This is a genomic window from Synechococcus sp. H60.2, assembly GCF_047462315.1.
GTDB lineage: Bacteria > Cyanobacteriota > Cyanobacteriia > Thermostichales > Thermostichaceae > Thermostichus.
This window is the reverse complement of sequence record NZ_JANSIZ010000063.1, coordinates 1-15302: the sequence shown is the minus strand read 5'-3', so window position 1 is coordinate 15302 and position 15302 is coordinate 1. Positions and strand designations below refer to the sequence as shown.

Here is a 15302-nt window from a genome sequence, read left to right as displayed (position 1 = left end):
AATACATCCAGAATCAGTCAGAGGGTGCTATCCATCCCCACCGTATAGACGGTGGGGAATTCCGCACCTTACGTTAAAGTCCTCGCTTGGATCGGCCAAAATCGGGATTTGCTTGTGCCACCATAGGCTTACAGCAGCATCCTAGGGATCCCCGAGACAATGGACGTTCGTGTCCAACGAGCCATTCGAGACTCTGTCCTGCTGAAGGGAGCGGCCTTGGCGGTGGGGCTGATAGCCGGGATCGGCCTCTGGCTCCTGCCTGCTCCGGTCTCCAAGGCTGCTGGGATCCCGGTGGCTCAGGCCCTTGAATTTCGGGATCCCGGCTTTTTCCAAACCGGCCCCACCCCTGCCGAAGTGCCAACTCCTGAGGGATCCCCCTCCCCGACCCCTAGCCCACTGGGGATCTCCTTTACCGGCCAAGAGGGCACAGAAGTCTTGGTGGGGAACATTCCGGTGTTTCGCCTGCAGACGGCAGAGTACCCCAGCGATGTGCGGGCCGATAACGTGCGGGCCATCATTGAGCGCTTCTTGGAAGAAGGTCAGTTGCCAGAGCCGGAGGTGCGGGTGGCCCAGGATGCCAATGGCCAGTACGTCCTCCGCCTGGGAGAAAGGGGCCGCTTTGAGGCCACCCAGCGGTATCTGTTTACCGTCACCTATGCCGATGCCGCCGCCGAGCGCAGGGTGCCGCTGGGCCAGGTGGGCCTCAACGACGTGCGTCTGGTGGCCAACACTTGGGCGCGACGGCTGGAACAAGCCATTGCCGAGTACCGGCAGGATCGGCTGGATCTGCAGCGGGCGCAGGATCCGCGCGTGCTGGCTCTCACCATCTTGGCCGGTCTGGCCACATTGGCGCTGGGGTTCTTTCTCTGGCGGCTGTTCGACCGCAGCCTAGTTCGCCTGCAGAGGTGGCTGGAGCTCCAGGCCGGCCCGGCCTGGGGAACCTGGATCGACATTGGGGGAGTGCTCCTGCGAGGCGTGGGGGCAATTCTCATTGCCGGCATCTCGCTGGATCGCGGCATCAGCTTCATACCCGCCCTGCGACCGTTTCAGCGCGCTTTTTACCTGGGCTTGGGGCGGGTGGTGGCCACGGCGCTGGGCGTCCTCACCCAACCGCTGCCCAATTCCAGCGTCTCCATTGCCAGCTTACTGGTCTTCTTTGGGCTGGCCGTTTTGGTCTTCACCGTTGCCCACTACGTCAGCGTTGGCTTTAAGCAGCGGTTTCTGAGCCGGCTGGGACTGGATCTGGGCACCCAGGAGTCTACAACGGCCATCTTCAAGTACATCCTCACGCTGTTCGGGATCCTCTTGGTCTTGCCCTTCAGCGGCCTGAATCTGGGATCCCTGGCGGTGATTGCCGGGGCGGTGGGTTTGGGGATCGGCTTTGGCCTGCAAAACCTCTCCAACAACTACATCAGCTACATCGCTATTTTGCTGGAGCGCCCCATCCAAATCGGGGATCTGGTGGAAGTGGACAACCTGCTCGGCACCGTGGAGCGCATCGGCCCGCGGGCCACCGTCCTGCGCACTTTGGATCGCATCTTTGTGATTGTGCCCAACTCCCGCTTCACCGAGTCAAAGGTGGTGAACTGGAGCTACCGGGATCCCCGCTGTCGCATTCACATTCCCGTCGGCGTGGCCTATGGCTCCGATACGGCCCTGGTTACCGAAGCTCTGCTCAGCGCTGCCAAAGAAAATGCTCGGGTGTTGAGCAGCCCCGCCCCCCAAGTCTGGCTCAAGTCTTTTGGCCCCTCTTCCCTCAACTTTGAGCTGCTGGTGTGGATCAACCGTCCCCAGGATCAATTTGTCTTGATCAGCGAGCTGAACTTCGCCATCGAGGCCGAGTTTCGGCGGCGTGGGATCCGCATTCCTTTCCCGCAGCAGGATATTCACATTCGCAGCCTGGAGGGACTTGTCAGCCTCAATGGCGGCTCCCGTTCCCTGCCCGATGCCGCTTCCATCCAGTCCGCCCTCAGCGAAGCGGCAAAATCGCTGGAAGACCAAAACGGCGTTTCCTGAGCTATCCCTATCGACACCATGCTGCGACGGTTAGATGAGGCACTGGGTAGCTTTGGCAGCCATCCGTGTTGGGCTGAACTGAAGCAAATGCAGCTCCTAAGGCAGCTTTGGCCGGAAGTGGTGGGAGAGGCGGTAGCAGCGCAAACCCATCCCCTCAACGTGCGCCGCCAGGTGCTGCAGGTAGCCACCTCTACCCCGTCCTGGGCGCAAAACTTAACCTTACAACGCCAACTCATTCTCAGAAAACTCAACAGCCGCCTGCACCCCCCCCTCAGCGACATTCGCTTTAGCCCCGGCGCTTGGCACGAGGGATCCAACCCGGTCGCTCCCCACCCTGATGCGGAGTTGACCAGCAAGTTTTATGGCCCCCCCCGCCTCGCTGCCCAAGATGGACAACGCCCTGGATCTTGCCGCAACGCTCCCCCCAAACAGCCCATCTCGGATCCGAAAGTGGCTTTCGAGCGCTGGGCGAGAGTGGTCAAACAACGGCAGACTCAGCAAAATCTGTTCCCTTGCCCCGCCTGTGGCTGCCCTACCCCTGCCGCCGAACTGGAGCGTTGGTTTGTCTGCGGGTTTTGCCATCGCCAGTCCTTGCGCCTGCGCAGCTAACTCAGGGAACTCAAATTAGGGCTGTTTCCAACGGCAACGAAACGACTCGTTAGGCCGCTCCCCAGCTCCCCTCTCCCTCTGGGAGAGGGGCCGGGGGTGAGGGCAGCTCCCTCTGGGAGAGGGGCTGGGGGTGAGGGCTGCGGCCTGGATTCTCCAATGAAGGCAACTGCGAACCCTCAATCGTTCATGGCGTGGTAGGTGGCCACTGCCGACGGCGATACACGGTTCAAGTAACGGAAGATCCAGTACTTAAAGAGTGTGTCGAGAAAAACGGGAAAAGTGGCAATAAAGCCGTAGATAAAATTGCGGTTTTCTGGCAAACCTAGGTGGTCAGCTAAGCTGCTCAGCAGCACCTCCCAGCCGTGGGGAGAGTGGTAGCCGACGAACACGTCGGTGAAGAGGATAATGATAAAAGCCTTAGCACTGTCGCTAAGGCCATAGATCAGGCGATCCAAAAAAGACTTGAGAACTTCAATTTCCTCGCGTCCGATAAAGATCAGCCAGCCAAACACCAGCAGCGATAGCACGTCAGCGAGGACGTTCTTGAGGCCTTCTAAATTCTTACGGCTGTATTTTTGCAGCAACTCCTCTGCCTTCCTGGACAGTTGGTCTTCGGATTCCAGGTCGAGCTCTGGAGATTGGTGGTGTAAGGCCCGCTCAAACTCTATTTTTTCCTTGAAAAACTCAAACTCGGAGAGGGCCTTTTCTTGAAATTCGTAGCTCAGAGCCAAGATGGTGGGCTGCCGCGACTGAAAGCGATCCAACAACGGCCCGAACAGGAACTGTTTTGAGAAGATCTGGGCCAGCAGCGGCAAAATGGCCAACAGCAGCAAAAACCGAACTGCCACCAGTGTACGTGTGCGTTGGCTGCGATACTCCTGCAGTAGCTCTTCTTCCGCTTGCGAACCCAGCTCACGGCGGATCTGGTTGGCCGTACGCAGGATGGAGCGGGGCAAGAGGGCCGTTCTAGAGGCAACCGGGGCATTGCTGTTGTCGGGGTTTGTCTTAGCAAGATTAGTTTTGATGGAGGGGTCGGAGGGCTCCGGCTGGCTTGAGGTCAGGGGCTCTGGTTGCTCTTGTTGCTCTTGAGACTTGGGCGGAGGGGAGGTGAACTTGGGTGGTGCAGCGGGGCGCTTGTATCGCGAGGTCACCTGATCGATAAACTCTAGCTTTTCCAAGATAGAGGGATCCCGACTTTGTCGGCCATTTGCAGCGTCTTTGCCGTCGTTTTCGGAAGGGCCGACGGGGGCCTCTTTGGCCTGATCTTTGTCGGAAGAGAAGGGAGGGCCGCTGCCATTTTGCGCGGGATCCGGCAGGCGAGAAAAAACGCTACTGGCCCTGAACTCGGCTAAACTAAGATCGATTTGGCGCAATTCCTGGCGCAATTGGATCTGAAAGTAGCGGCTGGTGTTTTGGCCGTGGGTTCCGTTGCTGCCGATGGATTCCCCCTGAAAGTAGCGGTCTTCGATGGCTTTGATGCGCAGGGCAGCTTCATAGGCTCGATTGAGGGAGCGTAGGGGAGTACTTGAGATCCACTGGCCGAGCCTGCTCAATACGGATTCCCCCATTGTTTTTTCCTGTGGCGGTTTTTCTCAGGGCTGATCCATACACTTTTCAATGGCTAACTATTGTAACAACTTCTGGGAGGCTGGGCAGGGATCCGGATGGGGAAGCGGCCTGTCTGGATCAAAACCGTGCTGAAGGGGTTAGGGCTCAGGATCCCTTGAAGCGGCTGAGGGCAAAAGCGCAGATTTGCAGCAGCCGCAGCCCGTCCCGCACATGTTGAATGTTGGAGCGGCCATAGGTTCTGGGGAAGTAGCGCACGGGGATGTCCAGGATCTTGAGGGTGCGCTTGGCCGCCCCTAGCAACAGGTCAAAATCCCCAAACGGGTCAAAATCTCCCCACTCTTGCCGCAGCTTGACAATCTGCCAATAGTCCTCCCGCCACAGGGCCTTGGTGCCGCAGAGGGAGTCTTTGATGCGGATGCCGAGAATGTGGGAGAGGAGAGCGGCAAAAAAACGATTGGCCCACTGGTTAAGGTGCGGCATCGCTTCTGGTTTCAGGGGATAGATTAGGCGGCAGCCGTTGGCAAAGTCGCACCGCCCGGAGGCCACCGCCCGGAAAAACTTGGGGAGGTCTTCCGCCTGGACGGTCAAGTCGGCGTCGAGAATGATCAGCACATCGCCACTGGCCGCGGCAAACCCCTTGCGCACCGCATCTCCCTTGCCCTTGCCCTCTTGCCGGAGGGCCCGGATGGTGCGGATCCCTTGGTATTCGGCCTGAACCCGCTGGATCTCAGCCCAAGTGTCGTCGCTGGAATGCCCCTCCACAAAGATGATCTCAGTTCGGGATCCCATTTCGGGCAACTGCTCCACACAGCGGCGGATGTTGCCTGCCTCGTTGCGGGCCGGGATCACCACCGTGCAAGAAGGTTGCTCCTCAGGGGGGGGATCCCAGGCGGGATCGGGCTGGAGGCGGGCGATCGTGTATTCAGTCAGGCAGAGGGCGTTGATCCCGGGCAAGGGGGCAATGAAGCGGTTGATCAGCGTCGAAAGCAATGGGATCCGCCGCGGCAGCAACAGCCGCTTGCCCTGCTGAATGACCTCGTACCCTGCCAGGTGCAGCAAATTGGCCACGTCACCTGCCGAGAGCCAGTTGGCTGCCGGCAAGGGCATGCGCTGCTTGAGGACAGTCGCCAGGCCCAGCAGCGGCTCCCAGAGGGGGTTGTGGTAGGAGAGGATCAGGCGAGTGCGCGGGGTACAAAAACGGCGCAACTGCTCAAGAACCTGCTGAATATCCGTCAGGTAGCCCAGGGTATTGACGAGCAAAATAACGTCAAAGGGCTCCGCTAAGACGGGATCCTGCTTGTCCAGCGTGTGGGCATCCCGAACCCGAAAGTGAAGGTGGGGAAACTGCCTCTGCGCCTGGGCAACAATCTCCGCGTCCCAGTCAATCCCCACCCCAAAACTGGGCTGCAAAGCATTGAGCAGGGATCCGGTGCCGGAGCCGATTTCCAGAATGCGCAGGCCTGGAGGAACGAAGAAGCGGTGTAGCCGCTCCAGATCCTCGTGGTAGTAGCGGTTTTTTTGCCGCCAGTAATGCAGGGGGTGGGTCAACGCTCCCAGGATGTCGCCAGATCAGCTTTTGATCATAAGGGGCGATGGGCGATCCGCAGACAAGCCCTGGCGAGCGGGAGACTCAGCGACGACGCACCCTATCTCTTTGGCTGACGAAGACAATGGCGCCGAAGAGAAGCCCTAGCACCACTGCGCCGTACACCAAGCTCCAGAGAAAGTTAGCAAGTGAGGGAGTCATAAGTTTCCTCCTCCTGCGAATAGCAACTACCCAACTATTCCCTGATTATACCGATCTTTGTCGCCCTTCCCCGGCCCGATCGTTTCCTCCAAGGACAGGTACCTTGCCGGTTATTTTGTTTGGTATTCTAGGGGCACCTCCACTAGGGTTTGGCTGGTGCCGGCAAAGGGGTTGTCTGGGGTTAAGAAGAGCATACAGTGACATTCTTTTCGCTCGCGCATTGGCACGCAGGGGCAGTTCCAATAGCCGGCTTTCACTTCCGCCTCTTTGTCTTCGTAAAAGCGGCAGGGACAGAGCGGAGCGCCCAATTGCTCTTTGTGCAGAGCCAAGCCTTCGATCACTGCTGTCGTAATCGTAGGATCGGAGCAGAAAAAAGTGTCGGTACGTTTGGCGTAGGTTTCTGCGAAATGCCGCATCACCTCGAAGGTCTTCTGGGAGGCCTTGTTGTAACCACGACTTTCCATGACGCTTCCTAAAGGGTGGAACTAACGAATAGCAATGGAGCTTACAGCTTTTCCCAGCAACACTGAGTGACGCTCATACCAATCAGATGCTTCTTTTGCATGACAGGGATCCCACCCCTCCACGGGATTCTCACAGAGGCGGAGAAAGCTGTATCTCGCTCTTCGTTGTACTGCAGACTTTTAGACAAGACAAATCGTAGCTGCCTTGCTGTTACACAAGGCAACATTAGATTCGGCAAGTTCGATTGAGCAAGAGCCAGCCTCAGTGTACTCTACCAGAGAATGCTTGCCGGGATCCTTGCCCCTCAAGGCACCACCAGCACCGGGCAAGGGGCGAGGTCGATCACCCGGTGGCTGACGGAGTTGTTCCGCCCCTCCGCAGACAAGCTGAGGCCGCGGGATCCCATCACGATCAGGCTGATCTCCAGCTCGTCTGCCACATCGCAGATCACAAAGGGCACTTTTCCCTCGCGATACTCGCTCTTGACGCTGCTGATGCCAATTTGCTGGAGGCCCAGCTCGGTCTGTTTGAGCAGGTTCTGGATGTTCTGCCGGGCTTGTTCTGCCCGCTCCGCGTCCAGCTCCGCAGCATCCAGAACCGAGAGCAGGTACACCTGACTTTTGTAGCGCTGCGCTATGTCTGCCACTAAGGGCAAGGCGTGGCTGGTCTCACGCGAGTTGTCGATGGGAAAGAGCAGTTTGTCGAACATAGTCGCGGATCCCACAGTCAAGCCCATTCCCTATCCAAGTCGGGGGGCCGGCCTCATTCTATCAATTCTACCGGCAGCTCAATGGCCTCCTTCCACCCCTGCCCGTTTTTCTGTTGTGAGGGGCTCGACCTGGGCGGCAAACGGGGCTCCTCCAGTGTTTGAATGAGCGGCCGTGTCCATCATCCCGCGAAGATCCAGCCGCCTTAGGCCATGCTGGGCTGAAGTTTGCGCAGTTCCTGCCAAAAATCCATGATTTTCAGATTGACCAAACTTGGAAAAGAATAGTGAAAAAAGTGTCGCCCTCCAGGGCAAAGCCACATTTGATCCCCCGGCTTTAAGTGGTTTTTCCACTTCTCGAGCGCAGCAGGATCCACAATGGGGTCATCCTTGCTGGCGCAAACCAACATCGGCACCGAAACTTTCCGAGCTGGAATCGCTATCACCTGAAATAGGGAGTGAGGTATGGGGGAAGTATCTAAGTCTTTAGCCAGAGCATAGGAGAGTGAGCGCGCTCGCCACTGTTCTGAAGTGGGCAGAAGGCTCTGGGCTATACGCACCAGGAGCTGTTCTCGGCTACAGAAAAACATTTTTCGTTGCAGGTAGAAATGGGCGTGCCAGGTAGCGGCAGGCTGATCGGACACTGCCAGCAGGGTCAGAGACCGTACCCGTTGGGGATAGTGGCACGCGAAAAGATAGGCGACCACCCCGCTCAAGCCATGGCCGATGAGGTGCACCGGTCGATCCCAAGCCTTCAGGTATTCGTATAGTAGCGTCACGACTGTCTCTAAACTACAGGGCTCATCCTGGGTTTGGTGATACTCCCAGTAGGCCACACGGAAACATTTTCCCAGGGATCCCAGCAAAGGCCGGTCGAAAAGCTTGAGACTGGGAGAAACACCCAAATAAAGTGCCTCAAAAGAGAGCGCGGAAGCGGAACCTAAACTCATTTTGGCCGTCCCATTTCGACTGTCGAAAGATTGAAGCCGGTGGCTGACAAAAGCTTCACAAACAAGAGTTCTAGAAATCGGCAGAACTATCCAAACCGGGCAGATCGGGACAGAGAGGAGGGGATGAGGATCTCCCCTCCCCTGCTTTGAGAAGCCTCAACCCTGCTTTACAGCCCCGGCAAAATCTGGGCTACCACATCGCCGCTGCTCAAGAGCATGTAGGCAAACAGGGCACCGCCAACACCGCCCACCAGAAACCCTCCGGCCAACTGGCTCCAACCGGCGCGGGTGCGCAAGTTTTCGGGCAAGTCCTCCGAGCTTGCCGGCAGGCGCACCGGCTGAGGGGATCCCTGCGATTCCGCCATCAGTTGCACCCCTGGCGTCGGATAGGCCACCTCGCCGTAGGGGGTATTGACCACCGCCACCAGCCGCGAGCGCGGAAAGGACACCCGTCCGTAAACGGAGAGACAAACCGTCAGGATCAGCACCAGGCCGATGGTCGCCAGCGTCCCTGCTGTCAGGGCCTGCTCCGAATCCCGCAGCGGACTTAGCTTGTAAAACGGCCCCACCAGAAAGTACCCATGGGCCATGCCAATCTCCAAGCCACGCAGAAAGGGCGACAAGCCCTCCCGGTAGATGGGCAGGTTTTGCAGCAGCAGCAGGGTGAGATCCCCCTGGTTTACCGGCGTCTCCAAGTTGCCCACCTGCGGATCTGTGGCTCGCACCCAGCCCCCGCGCTGGAAGTCAAAGCCGTTGGCTGCCGCCCGCGCCCGGATGGCATGCCAGATGTGCCCTGCCAAAAACAGGATCCCCAAGACAAAGTGGGCTGTGGCCAACCAGGTGCGGCTGCTCACCACACCCATCTCGTCGGCAGCCAGCCCCAGCGGCCCGTAGAAAGCCACCGGATAGGCAATCTCGTTGACGCTGACAAAATAGGCCGCCAAGATGCCCATGTAGGCCAGGGCCCCCAGGCTGTAGGAGAGGTAGGCTTCGCCCGAGTAGATCAGGATCTGCTTGGCCCAGGCAAAGGGCCGTGTGGCTATGTGCCACCATCCCCCCAAGACGCAAAGCAGGCCAACGTAGATGTGCCCTCCCACCAGATCTTCTAGGTTATCCACAGCAGCCATGCCCTGCTGGCCCACCAGCGGCGTCAGGTAGGCGAAGATCCGCAGCGGATTGAGGGTGGGATCCGTTACCACCCGTACGCGGCCCAGGTGAGCATCGTACAGCCCTCCCCAGAAGAGCGCTTTGGCCACCAGCAACCAAGCCCCCAGCCCCAACAGCAGCAGGTGGATCCCCAGGATGGTGGTCATCTTGTCGTCGTCTTCCCAGTCGTAGCCGAAAAACTGGGCCAAGGTTTCTCCTTTGGGCAGCACCTCCGGCCCCAAAAGGGCATGGAAGATCCCTCCTGCCCCCAGCACCGCCGAGGCAATCAGGTGCAGAACGCCCACCACAAAAAAGGGATAGGGATCCGTGGCCACCCCCTCTGCGTTGACGCCGATACCCAACGTGGCCAAATGGGGCAGCAAGATCAGCCCTTGGCTGCCCATGGGCTGAGCCGGATCCCAGTGGGCCACTTCAAACAGGGTCATGCCGCCGGCCCACAGCATGATCAACCCCGCATGGGCCACGTGGGCCCCCAGCAGCTTTCCGGACAGATTTACCAAGCGAGCATTGCCCGCCAACCAACTGACCTGAGGGGATCCCTCGGCAGAGGTAGGTGATGAAGATAGAACTGCGCCAGTCATGACAAACTCCCACAGTATCCACAACAAGTTAAGAAGCCGGGTTTGAGATTACAGATTGAAGAGTGTTTTGAGTTTGGCCGTCCACTCTTTAATTCGTTTTTCCGTCAGCTCCGGCTGATTGTCTTCATCCAGGGCAAGGCCGACAAATTCGCCGTTAACCACTCCCTTGGACTCATTGAACTCGTAGCCCTCTGTGGGCCAGGAGCCGACATTTTTGCCGCCACGCTCGGCGATTTTTTGGGCTAGGATCCCCATGGCATCTTGAAAGTTGTCGGGATAGCCTAACTGATCCCCAACTCCAAAGTAGGCCACCGTCTTACCGGAAAAATCGATTTCATCCAAATTGGGAAAAAACCCATCCCAATCGGCCTGCAGCTCCCCAATGTTCCAGGTTGGACAGCCGATAATTAAGTAGTCGTACTTCTCAAAGTCCTCAATACTGGCCTCGGCAATGTTGATCAAATCCACATTGTCTTCGCCCAGCTCTTTTTGAATCATCTCAGCAGCTCTTTCGGTATTTCCGGTTTGAGTGCCGAAAAATAGACCTATTTTTGCCATTGCTCCTACCTCGAAACTGCAAGTGCAAAGCCCAAAATTAGATGGCCAGATTGTCGTTAGACCTGCTGCGCAGCAAGCTCTACTCTGCCAGTACGGAAATTGAATCCTCGTGCTTTTAGGGCATGGAAAAGGTGACCCTGAAGGAAGAAAAAGGCCAGCCAAAAGTGGGCATTGGCCAGCCAAACCCTAGATGTGAGAGCCCCCCCTTGCTCAAAAAAGGGATAGCGATCCAAGCCCACCCGCAGCAGCGGCCCATAGAAAACTTCGGGATAGACGACGGGATTGACGGCAACCCAATAGGCGGCAATAAACCCCATCAAGGCCAAAGCTCCCAAGCTGTAGGAAAGATAAGCTTCCCCAGACCAGACAAAAATCCGTTCTGCCCAGGCAAAAGGCTTGGTCACGATATGCCAAATCCCACCTGCCACCAGGAGCAGGCCCAGCCAGAGGTGGCCGCCCACCACGTCTTCCAAAGTGTCCACCCCGGCTATCCAATGGCGACCTTCCGTGCCCAGCAGGTGGCCAAAGGGGTTCCAGTTGGGAGCCACTAGGCGCACTTCTCCCGCCACCGGGTCGAACAACCCGCCAAACACCATTGCCTTGAGCACCAAAAGCCAGGCTCCCAGGCCCAGCAGCACTAGGTGGATCCCTAGGATGGTGGTCATTTTGTCTTTGTCTTGCCAGTCGTAGCTAAACAGGGGAAAAGCTTTGGGATCCAGCACCGCCGGCCCGCGCAGGGCATGAAAAATGCCCCCAAACCCCAAAAAGGCAGAGCTGATGAGGTGGATCGCTCCCACCGCAAAGTAGATATCCGTATCCAAAACTTCCCCGCCGGATCCCACCCCCAGCCCCAAGCTGGCCAGGTGGGGCAAGAGAATGAGCCCCTGCTCATACATCGGTCGGCTGGGGTCAAACTTGGCCAACTCGATCAGGGTCATCGCCCCTGCCCAGAGAACGATCAGCCCGGCATGGGCCACATGCGCCCCCAGCAGCCGGCCAGAAAGAACGGTCAAACGGGCGTTGCCCGCCCACCAGGGGATCTGGTGTTGCGAGCTAGATCCCCCTTCTTGCTTCGGTATCGTCGCTGTCATCTTCGCTCCTCTTGCGTTTCTAAACAAGCTTGCTTGGGAAAAGGCCAGAGACTTTGCCCCAGGCCCGCCTCTGGCCGCACGGACACATCCTTTCGAGACACGCAACCAACTATTGAGATTGAGTCTCAATAGCAAGCTGTGACTCACTCTAGGCTTCTTGAGAGAAGATATCAATATACCTGGGGTTAAATTTTGTTAAAATCCAGGTTAACTTCGCCTTCCACAGCTTTTGTGCGCGGCAGTTGTCACTGAAGGGTTGGGCCTAAGCGAGGGATCCCGTGGCAACCGGTGGTAAAAAATCTCTCTTTTCTTAAGATTGAGTCTCAATAGCTAGGTTACAATCAAGCCAAAGTTGGCCAAGCCGAGGGGTAAGGAGCCCAGAGGAGATGTCGAGATATCTGAAGCTGTGGACGGGGATAGGGCTTTATGTTCTGGTTAGCGGGGCTGCTTGCGGGGAAAGCCAAAAGGATCCACCGGCCCTGAGCCAGGCCTCGCCCCAGCAGGCGGCTCAAATGAACCCAGAGTGTCGGCCCATCCCGGTGGATGGCGGCGGCGAGGGTGGGGAAGGGGGAGAAGAAGGAGCGGGCTTTGGCCGGCCAGCCGTTGTGCTCTCTCCTGAGCAGCGGTTTCAGGATCGGCAGATTTTGATCGACTTTGCCGATCAGGTGGTGATCCCTGCCTATGAGCAGTTGGCCGCCGATACCCAGGCCCTGTCTCAAGCCATCCAGGCCTTCGTGCAAGATCCCAATTCCCAGACTTTGCAAGCGGCTCGCCAGGCTTGGTCTGTTGCCCGTCTAACGTGGGAGGAGAGCGAGGCTTTTGCCTTCGGGCCGGCGGCTTCCTTGTGGCTAGATGCGGATTTGGACGAATGGCCCCTGAACGAGGTGGAGGTGCTGGAAGTTCTCAACAGCGGCGATCCCCTCACTCCAGAGACCGTGGCCGAGTTGGAAAGCGGGCAAAAGGGATTTCATGCCGTGGCCTTCCTGCTCTTTGGCGTGGATAACAACAAGTCCTTGCAAGACTTTACCGAGCGGGATCGGGAGTACTTGGCTGCCCTTGGCCCGGTTTTGGCGGATACGGCGGAAAAGCTACTCAAGAGCTGGACAGAGGGCGTGCAAGGGCTGCCTGCTTTTCGCGAAGAATGGGTGAAAGCCGGGGAGGGCAGCAAGAGCTACCTGACGCTGCAAGCTGCTGCTGAAGAAATAGCCCAAGGTATTCTCAGCATGTTGGACGAGCTGGGCAAGGTCAAAATTGGCGAAGCCTTCGCCCGGCAAAATCCCTTTCTCTTGGAAAGCCGCTTTGCCCACCATTCGCTGCCGGAGTTTCAGGCCAACCTGCGCAGCGTCCAATATGCTTACTTGGGTGGATTTAGGGATAGAAAAGGTCGCGGCCTCAGCCAATTTGTCTGGGACATCAACCCCAATTTGGATAGTCAAATTCAGTCGGAGTTACAAGCAGCAGCGGCGGCTCTCCAGGGGATCCCTGACCCTATCGAAAAAAGCCTTTGCGATGCCAATGCCCGTGGATCTATTACCGCCGCTATGGAAAAAATTGAAGATGCTTTCGATAACTTTGCTCAGGAAGTTGTGCCGCTTCTGCAGCAGTAAGAAAGTCCGAAAAGAGTTGAGTTGCCGCTATTTTGATAGCCTATGCGTCGTCTTCTCCAGATGTTCATGCTGGGATTGGCCTCTCTTTGGGCAGCGAGCTTTCTGGCTTTTTCCGCCGGCCTAGATGGATCCCAGCCATTGCCCCCGCGAGCGGGTGGCGAAACAACCCTTTGGAACCGCACCTCAACAGCCTACGAGCAGCCGGCCCCCAATTTGGATCCCCGCTGGGCCAGGCTGCATGCCCTGGGGGACATTGCCTTTGAGGCCAACTTTGTAGCGGCTCCAGCGCCTGTTAACCCCGGCCTTGGACCTCTGTTCAACAACAACTCCTGCGCCGGTTGTCATGTCAAAAACGGCCGCGGTCTACCCGAGAAAGGACAGCGGGTGGTTAGGGTGAGCCAGGTCGGATCCCTGGATAGAAGTGGGGATCCCCCGCCTTTTGGATGGGAGGCCATGGCTCCTTATGGCAACACTCCCCCTGTGCCTGGCATCGGCACGCAGATTCAAGAAAAGGCCGTTCGAGGCTATCGGCCAGAGGCCAAGGTGGAGTTGCACTGGGTAGAGCAGACCGGACAGTACGCCGACGGAACCACCTACAGGCTTCGTTCTCCTGTTGTGAAGCTGTTGACTCTGGAGGGATCGCCGATTGAGCCTGTCCTCATCTCCCTGCGGATCCCCCAGCCGGTGTTTGGAGCGGGCCTACTGGAAGCAGTTCCCGAGTCTGCAATCCTAGAAGCAGCCGATCCCGACGACACTGATGGGGATGGCATCTCTGGCCGCCCCAACTCTGTTTGGGATCAAGAGCAGCAGCGTCTGGTGCTGGGACGGTTTGGTTGGAAAGCCAATACCCCCAACCTCAGGCAACAAACTGCGGCCGCCTACGCCAACGACATGGGTGTCACGAATCCTCTTTTTCCGGCCGCCGATGGCAGCCAAGATATCGACGAGGACACTCTCCAAGCGACAACCGTTTACGTGCAAACCCTGGCTGTGCCTGGCCGCGTCCTTTGGCAGGATCCCCAAGTTCAGCAAGGTGAAAAGCTCTTCGTCCAAGCCCAATGCGCCAAGTGTCACCGACCAGAGCTGCACACCGGCATTCATGAGATCGCTGCCCTGGCCAACCAAGTCATCCACCCCTACACCGATTTGCTGTTGCATGACATGGGCGAAGGACTGGCAGATGGCCGCCCTGACTTTGAGGCTACGGGCCGAGAATGGCGCACCCCCCCTTTGTGGGGCATCGGCTTGTCGCAGACAGTTCTGCCCTACTCCGGCTATTTGCACGATGGCCGCGCTCTCAGCCTCGAGGAGGCCATTCTCTGGCATGGGGGAGAAGCTGAACGCTCCCGCGAGATCTTTAAAAATATGGCTGCTGAAGACAGAGAAGCCCTGCTCTATTTTCTTCGATCCCTCTAGAGCTCCGCCCATTTCCGCAGCAGGTTCGCGTAAACTTTGGAGACCAAATCAAAGTGGCGTGTCTTGCCCGATTCCTGAAACATCTGCAGCCGCACAGTCTCTAAATCAAAGAGGATCTCGCGTTCTTGCGGATCCCTAATTAGGCTTTGAACCCAACTGACGGCAGCATAGCGGATCCCGCGGGTTACAGGCTCAACTTGGTGCAAGGTCGAAGCAGGATAGAGAATCAAGGCGCCCGCCGGCAGCTTGTAGGCTCGTTCTCCTTCGCTACTCTCAATTTTTAGCGCACCACCGTCATAGTCTTCGGGGGCACTCAGAAATAGGGTAAAGGAAATATCTGTACGCATAAGCTGACGCTGATCAACCATAAGCGCATCGTCGGTATGAGTGCCGTAAGACATGCCCGCTTCGTAGCGGCTAATCAAAATAGAATGAATGAGCTTGGGCCGAGCAGCCATCTGAAACAGCAAATTGCGCTCTAGAGCTGCAAAGACAATCTCCTGAATCTTCTGGTGCTGGAGGGATCCCTTAGGAATCTGCCTATTATTTTTGACAAGCCTGGCATTCCAGCCAGCCGTCAGGGCGCCATCTACAAATTCAGCATCGGATATAATGGCCAAGGTTTGTTGCAATTCTGCTAAACTGAGAACATCGCTAATACACAAGATCATTGTCAACCTCTAAAGATCAAAACATGCAACACCTTCTATACTACAGCCTGTTAATTTAAAATAGGGTACAGTTTTTAAGAGGAAGGAGAGAAGGGAATGCCAACCCATTCTTTGGATCTACGGCAAAGGGTCGTGGCAGCTTATCTGGC

The 15302-nt window shown here is 57.4% G+C and carries 14 protein-coding genes; 4 read left to right on the top strand and 10 right to left on the bottom strand.

Going from position 1 to position 15302, the window contains the following annotated elements; all coding sequences use genetic code 11:
- Nucleotides 1-159: 159 nt before the first annotated feature.
- Both NW845_RS10090 and NW845_RS10085 read left to right on the top strand, forming a co-directional pair.
- Nucleotides 160-2016, top strand: a complete 1857-nt coding sequence (locus NW845_RS10090; protein ID WP_414378391.1) for a mechanosensitive ion channel family protein — start codon at nt 160-162, stop codon at nt 2014-2016.
- 87 nt (nt 2017-2103) lie between these two features.
- Nucleotides 2104-2625 (top strand): DciA family protein, encoded by a 522-nt coding sequence (locus NW845_RS10085; RefSeq protein ID WP_414378389.1) that lies wholly within the window; start codon nt 2104-2106, stop codon nt 2623-2625.
- Between the two features lie 176 nt (nt 2626-2801).
- On the opposite strand, the gene pxcA is transcribed toward NW845_RS10085, so the two are convergent.
- From pxcA to NW845_RS10040, 9 genes are all read right to left on the bottom strand, one after another.
- A complete protein-coding gene (pxcA, locus tag NW845_RS10080; protein ID WP_414378387.1) occupies nt 2802-4178 on the bottom strand; it encodes a proton extrusion protein PcxA in 1377 nt (458 codons plus the stop codon).
- Between the two features lie 160 nt (nt 4179-4338).
- A complete protein-coding gene (locus NW845_RS10075; RefSeq protein ID WP_414378386.1) occupies nt 4339-5742 on the bottom strand; it encodes a glycosyltransferase in 1404 nt (467 codons plus the stop codon).
- 82 nt (nt 5743-5824) lie between these two features.
- Entirely contained in the window at nt 5825-5941 is a 117-nt protein-coding gene (locus NW845_RS10070; protein WP_011431389.1) for a photosystem II reaction center X protein, read from the bottom strand.
- Between the two features lie 110 nt (nt 5942-6051).
- Nucleotides 6052-6405, bottom strand: a complete 354-nt coding sequence (locus tag NW845_RS10065; protein WP_414366174.1) for a ferredoxin-thioredoxin reductase catalytic domain-containing protein — start codon at nt 6403-6405, stop codon at nt 6052-6054.
- Between the two features lie 305 nt (nt 6406-6710).
- The gene (locus NW845_RS10060) at nt 6711-7115 is read right to left on the bottom strand and encodes a universal stress protein (protein WP_414333698.1); all 405 of its coding nucleotides are present in this window, start codon (nt 7113-7115) and stop codon (nt 6711-6713) included.
- Between the two features lie 203 nt (nt 7116-7318).
- The gene (locus NW845_RS10055; RefSeq protein WP_414333699.1) at nt 7319-8017 is read right to left on the bottom strand and encodes an alpha/beta fold hydrolase; all 699 of its coding nucleotides are present in this window, start codon (nt 8015-8017) and stop codon (nt 7319-7321) included.
- Nucleotides 8018-8229: 212 nt separating this feature from the next.
- Nucleotides 8230-9810 (bottom strand): chlorophyll a/b binding light-harvesting protein, encoded by a 1581-nt coding sequence (locus tag NW845_RS10050; protein WP_414349129.1) that lies wholly within the window; start codon nt 9808-9810, stop codon nt 8230-8232.
- A gap of 48 nt (nt 9811-9858) precedes the next feature.
- On the bottom strand, nt 9859-10368 hold the full coding sequence (gene fldA, locus NW845_RS10045; protein WP_414378384.1) for a flavodoxin FldA: 510 nt from the start codon (nt 10366-10368) through the stop codon (nt 9859-9861).
- Between the two features lie 56 nt (nt 10369-10424).
- Nucleotides 10425-11459: a chlorophyll a/b binding light-harvesting protein gene (locus tag NW845_RS10040; protein ID WP_414371937.1), complete on the bottom strand. Its 1035-nt coding sequence runs from the start codon at nt 11457-11459 to the stop codon at nt 10425-10427.
- A 386-nt stretch (nt 11460-11845) separates the two neighbouring features.
- Here NW845_RS10040 and NW845_RS10035 point away from each other — a divergent pair, with 386 nt between their 5' ends.
- Nucleotides 11846-13066 carry an imelysin family protein gene (locus NW845_RS10035; protein WP_414378383.1) on the top strand — a complete coding sequence of 407 codons (1221 nt, stop codon included), beginning with the start codon at nt 11846-11848 and terminating at the stop codon, nt 13064-13066.
- Between the two features lie 42 nt (nt 13067-13108).
- Nucleotides 13109-14482, top strand: coding sequence for a di-heme oxidoredictase family protein (locus tag NW845_RS10030; RefSeq protein ID WP_414378382.1), 1374 nt, complete (start codon nt 13109-13111; stop codon nt 14480-14482).
- Here the strand turns inward: NW845_RS10030 and NW845_RS10025 are convergent.
- Nucleotides 14479-15153, bottom strand: a complete 675-nt coding sequence (locus tag NW845_RS10025) for a Fe2+-dependent dioxygenase (RefSeq protein ID WP_414364059.1) — start codon at nt 15151-15153, stop codon at nt 14479-14481. The two genes, NW845_RS10030 and NW845_RS10025, sit on opposite strands and share 4 nt — an antisense overlap.
- Nucleotides 15154-15302: the final 149 nt, after the last annotated feature.

Bases quoted from the DNA above. Each gene is read 5' to 3' on its own strand.
- NW845_RS10090 (WP_414378391.1), top strand. From the start codon at position 160: ATGGACGTTCGTGTCCAACGAGCCATTCGAGACTCTGTCCTGCTGAAG.
- NW845_RS10085 (WP_414378389.1), top strand. From the start codon at position 2,104: ATGCAGCTCCTAAGGCAGCTTTGGCCGGAAGTGGTGGGAGAGGCGGTA.
- NW845_RS10070 (WP_011431389.1), bottom strand. From the start codon at position 5,941: ATGACTCCCTCACTTGCTAACTTTCTCTGGAGCTTGGTGTACGGCGCA.
- NW845_RS10065 (WP_414366174.1), bottom strand. From the start codon at position 6,405: ATGGAAAGTCGTGGTTACAACAAGGCCTCCCAGAAGACCTTCGAGGTG.
- NW845_RS10060 (WP_414333698.1), bottom strand. From the start codon at position 7,115: ATGTTCGACAAACTGCTCTTTCCCATCGACAACTCGCGTGAGACCAGC.
- NW845_RS10050 (WP_414349129.1), bottom strand. From the start codon at position 9,810: ATGACTGGCGCAGTTCTATCTTCATCACCTACCTCTGCCGAGGGATCC.
- fldA (WP_414378384.1), bottom strand. From the start codon at position 10,368: ATGGCAAAAATAGGTCTATTTTTCGGCACTCAAACCGGAAATACCGAA.
- NW845_RS10040 (WP_414371937.1), bottom strand. From the start codon at position 11,459: ATGACAGCGACGATACCGAAGCAAGAAGGGGGATCTAGCTCGCAACAC.
- NW845_RS10035 (WP_414378383.1), top strand. From the start codon at position 11,846: ATGTCGAGATATCTGAAGCTGTGGACGGGGATAGGGCTTTATGTTCTG.
- NW845_RS10030 (WP_414378382.1), top strand. From the start codon at position 13,109: ATGCGTCGTCTTCTCCAGATGTTCATGCTGGGATTGGCCTCTCTTTGG.
- NW845_RS10025 (WP_414364059.1), bottom strand. From the start codon at position 15,153: ATGATCTTGTGTATTAGCGATGTTCTCAGTTTAGCAGAATTGCAACAA.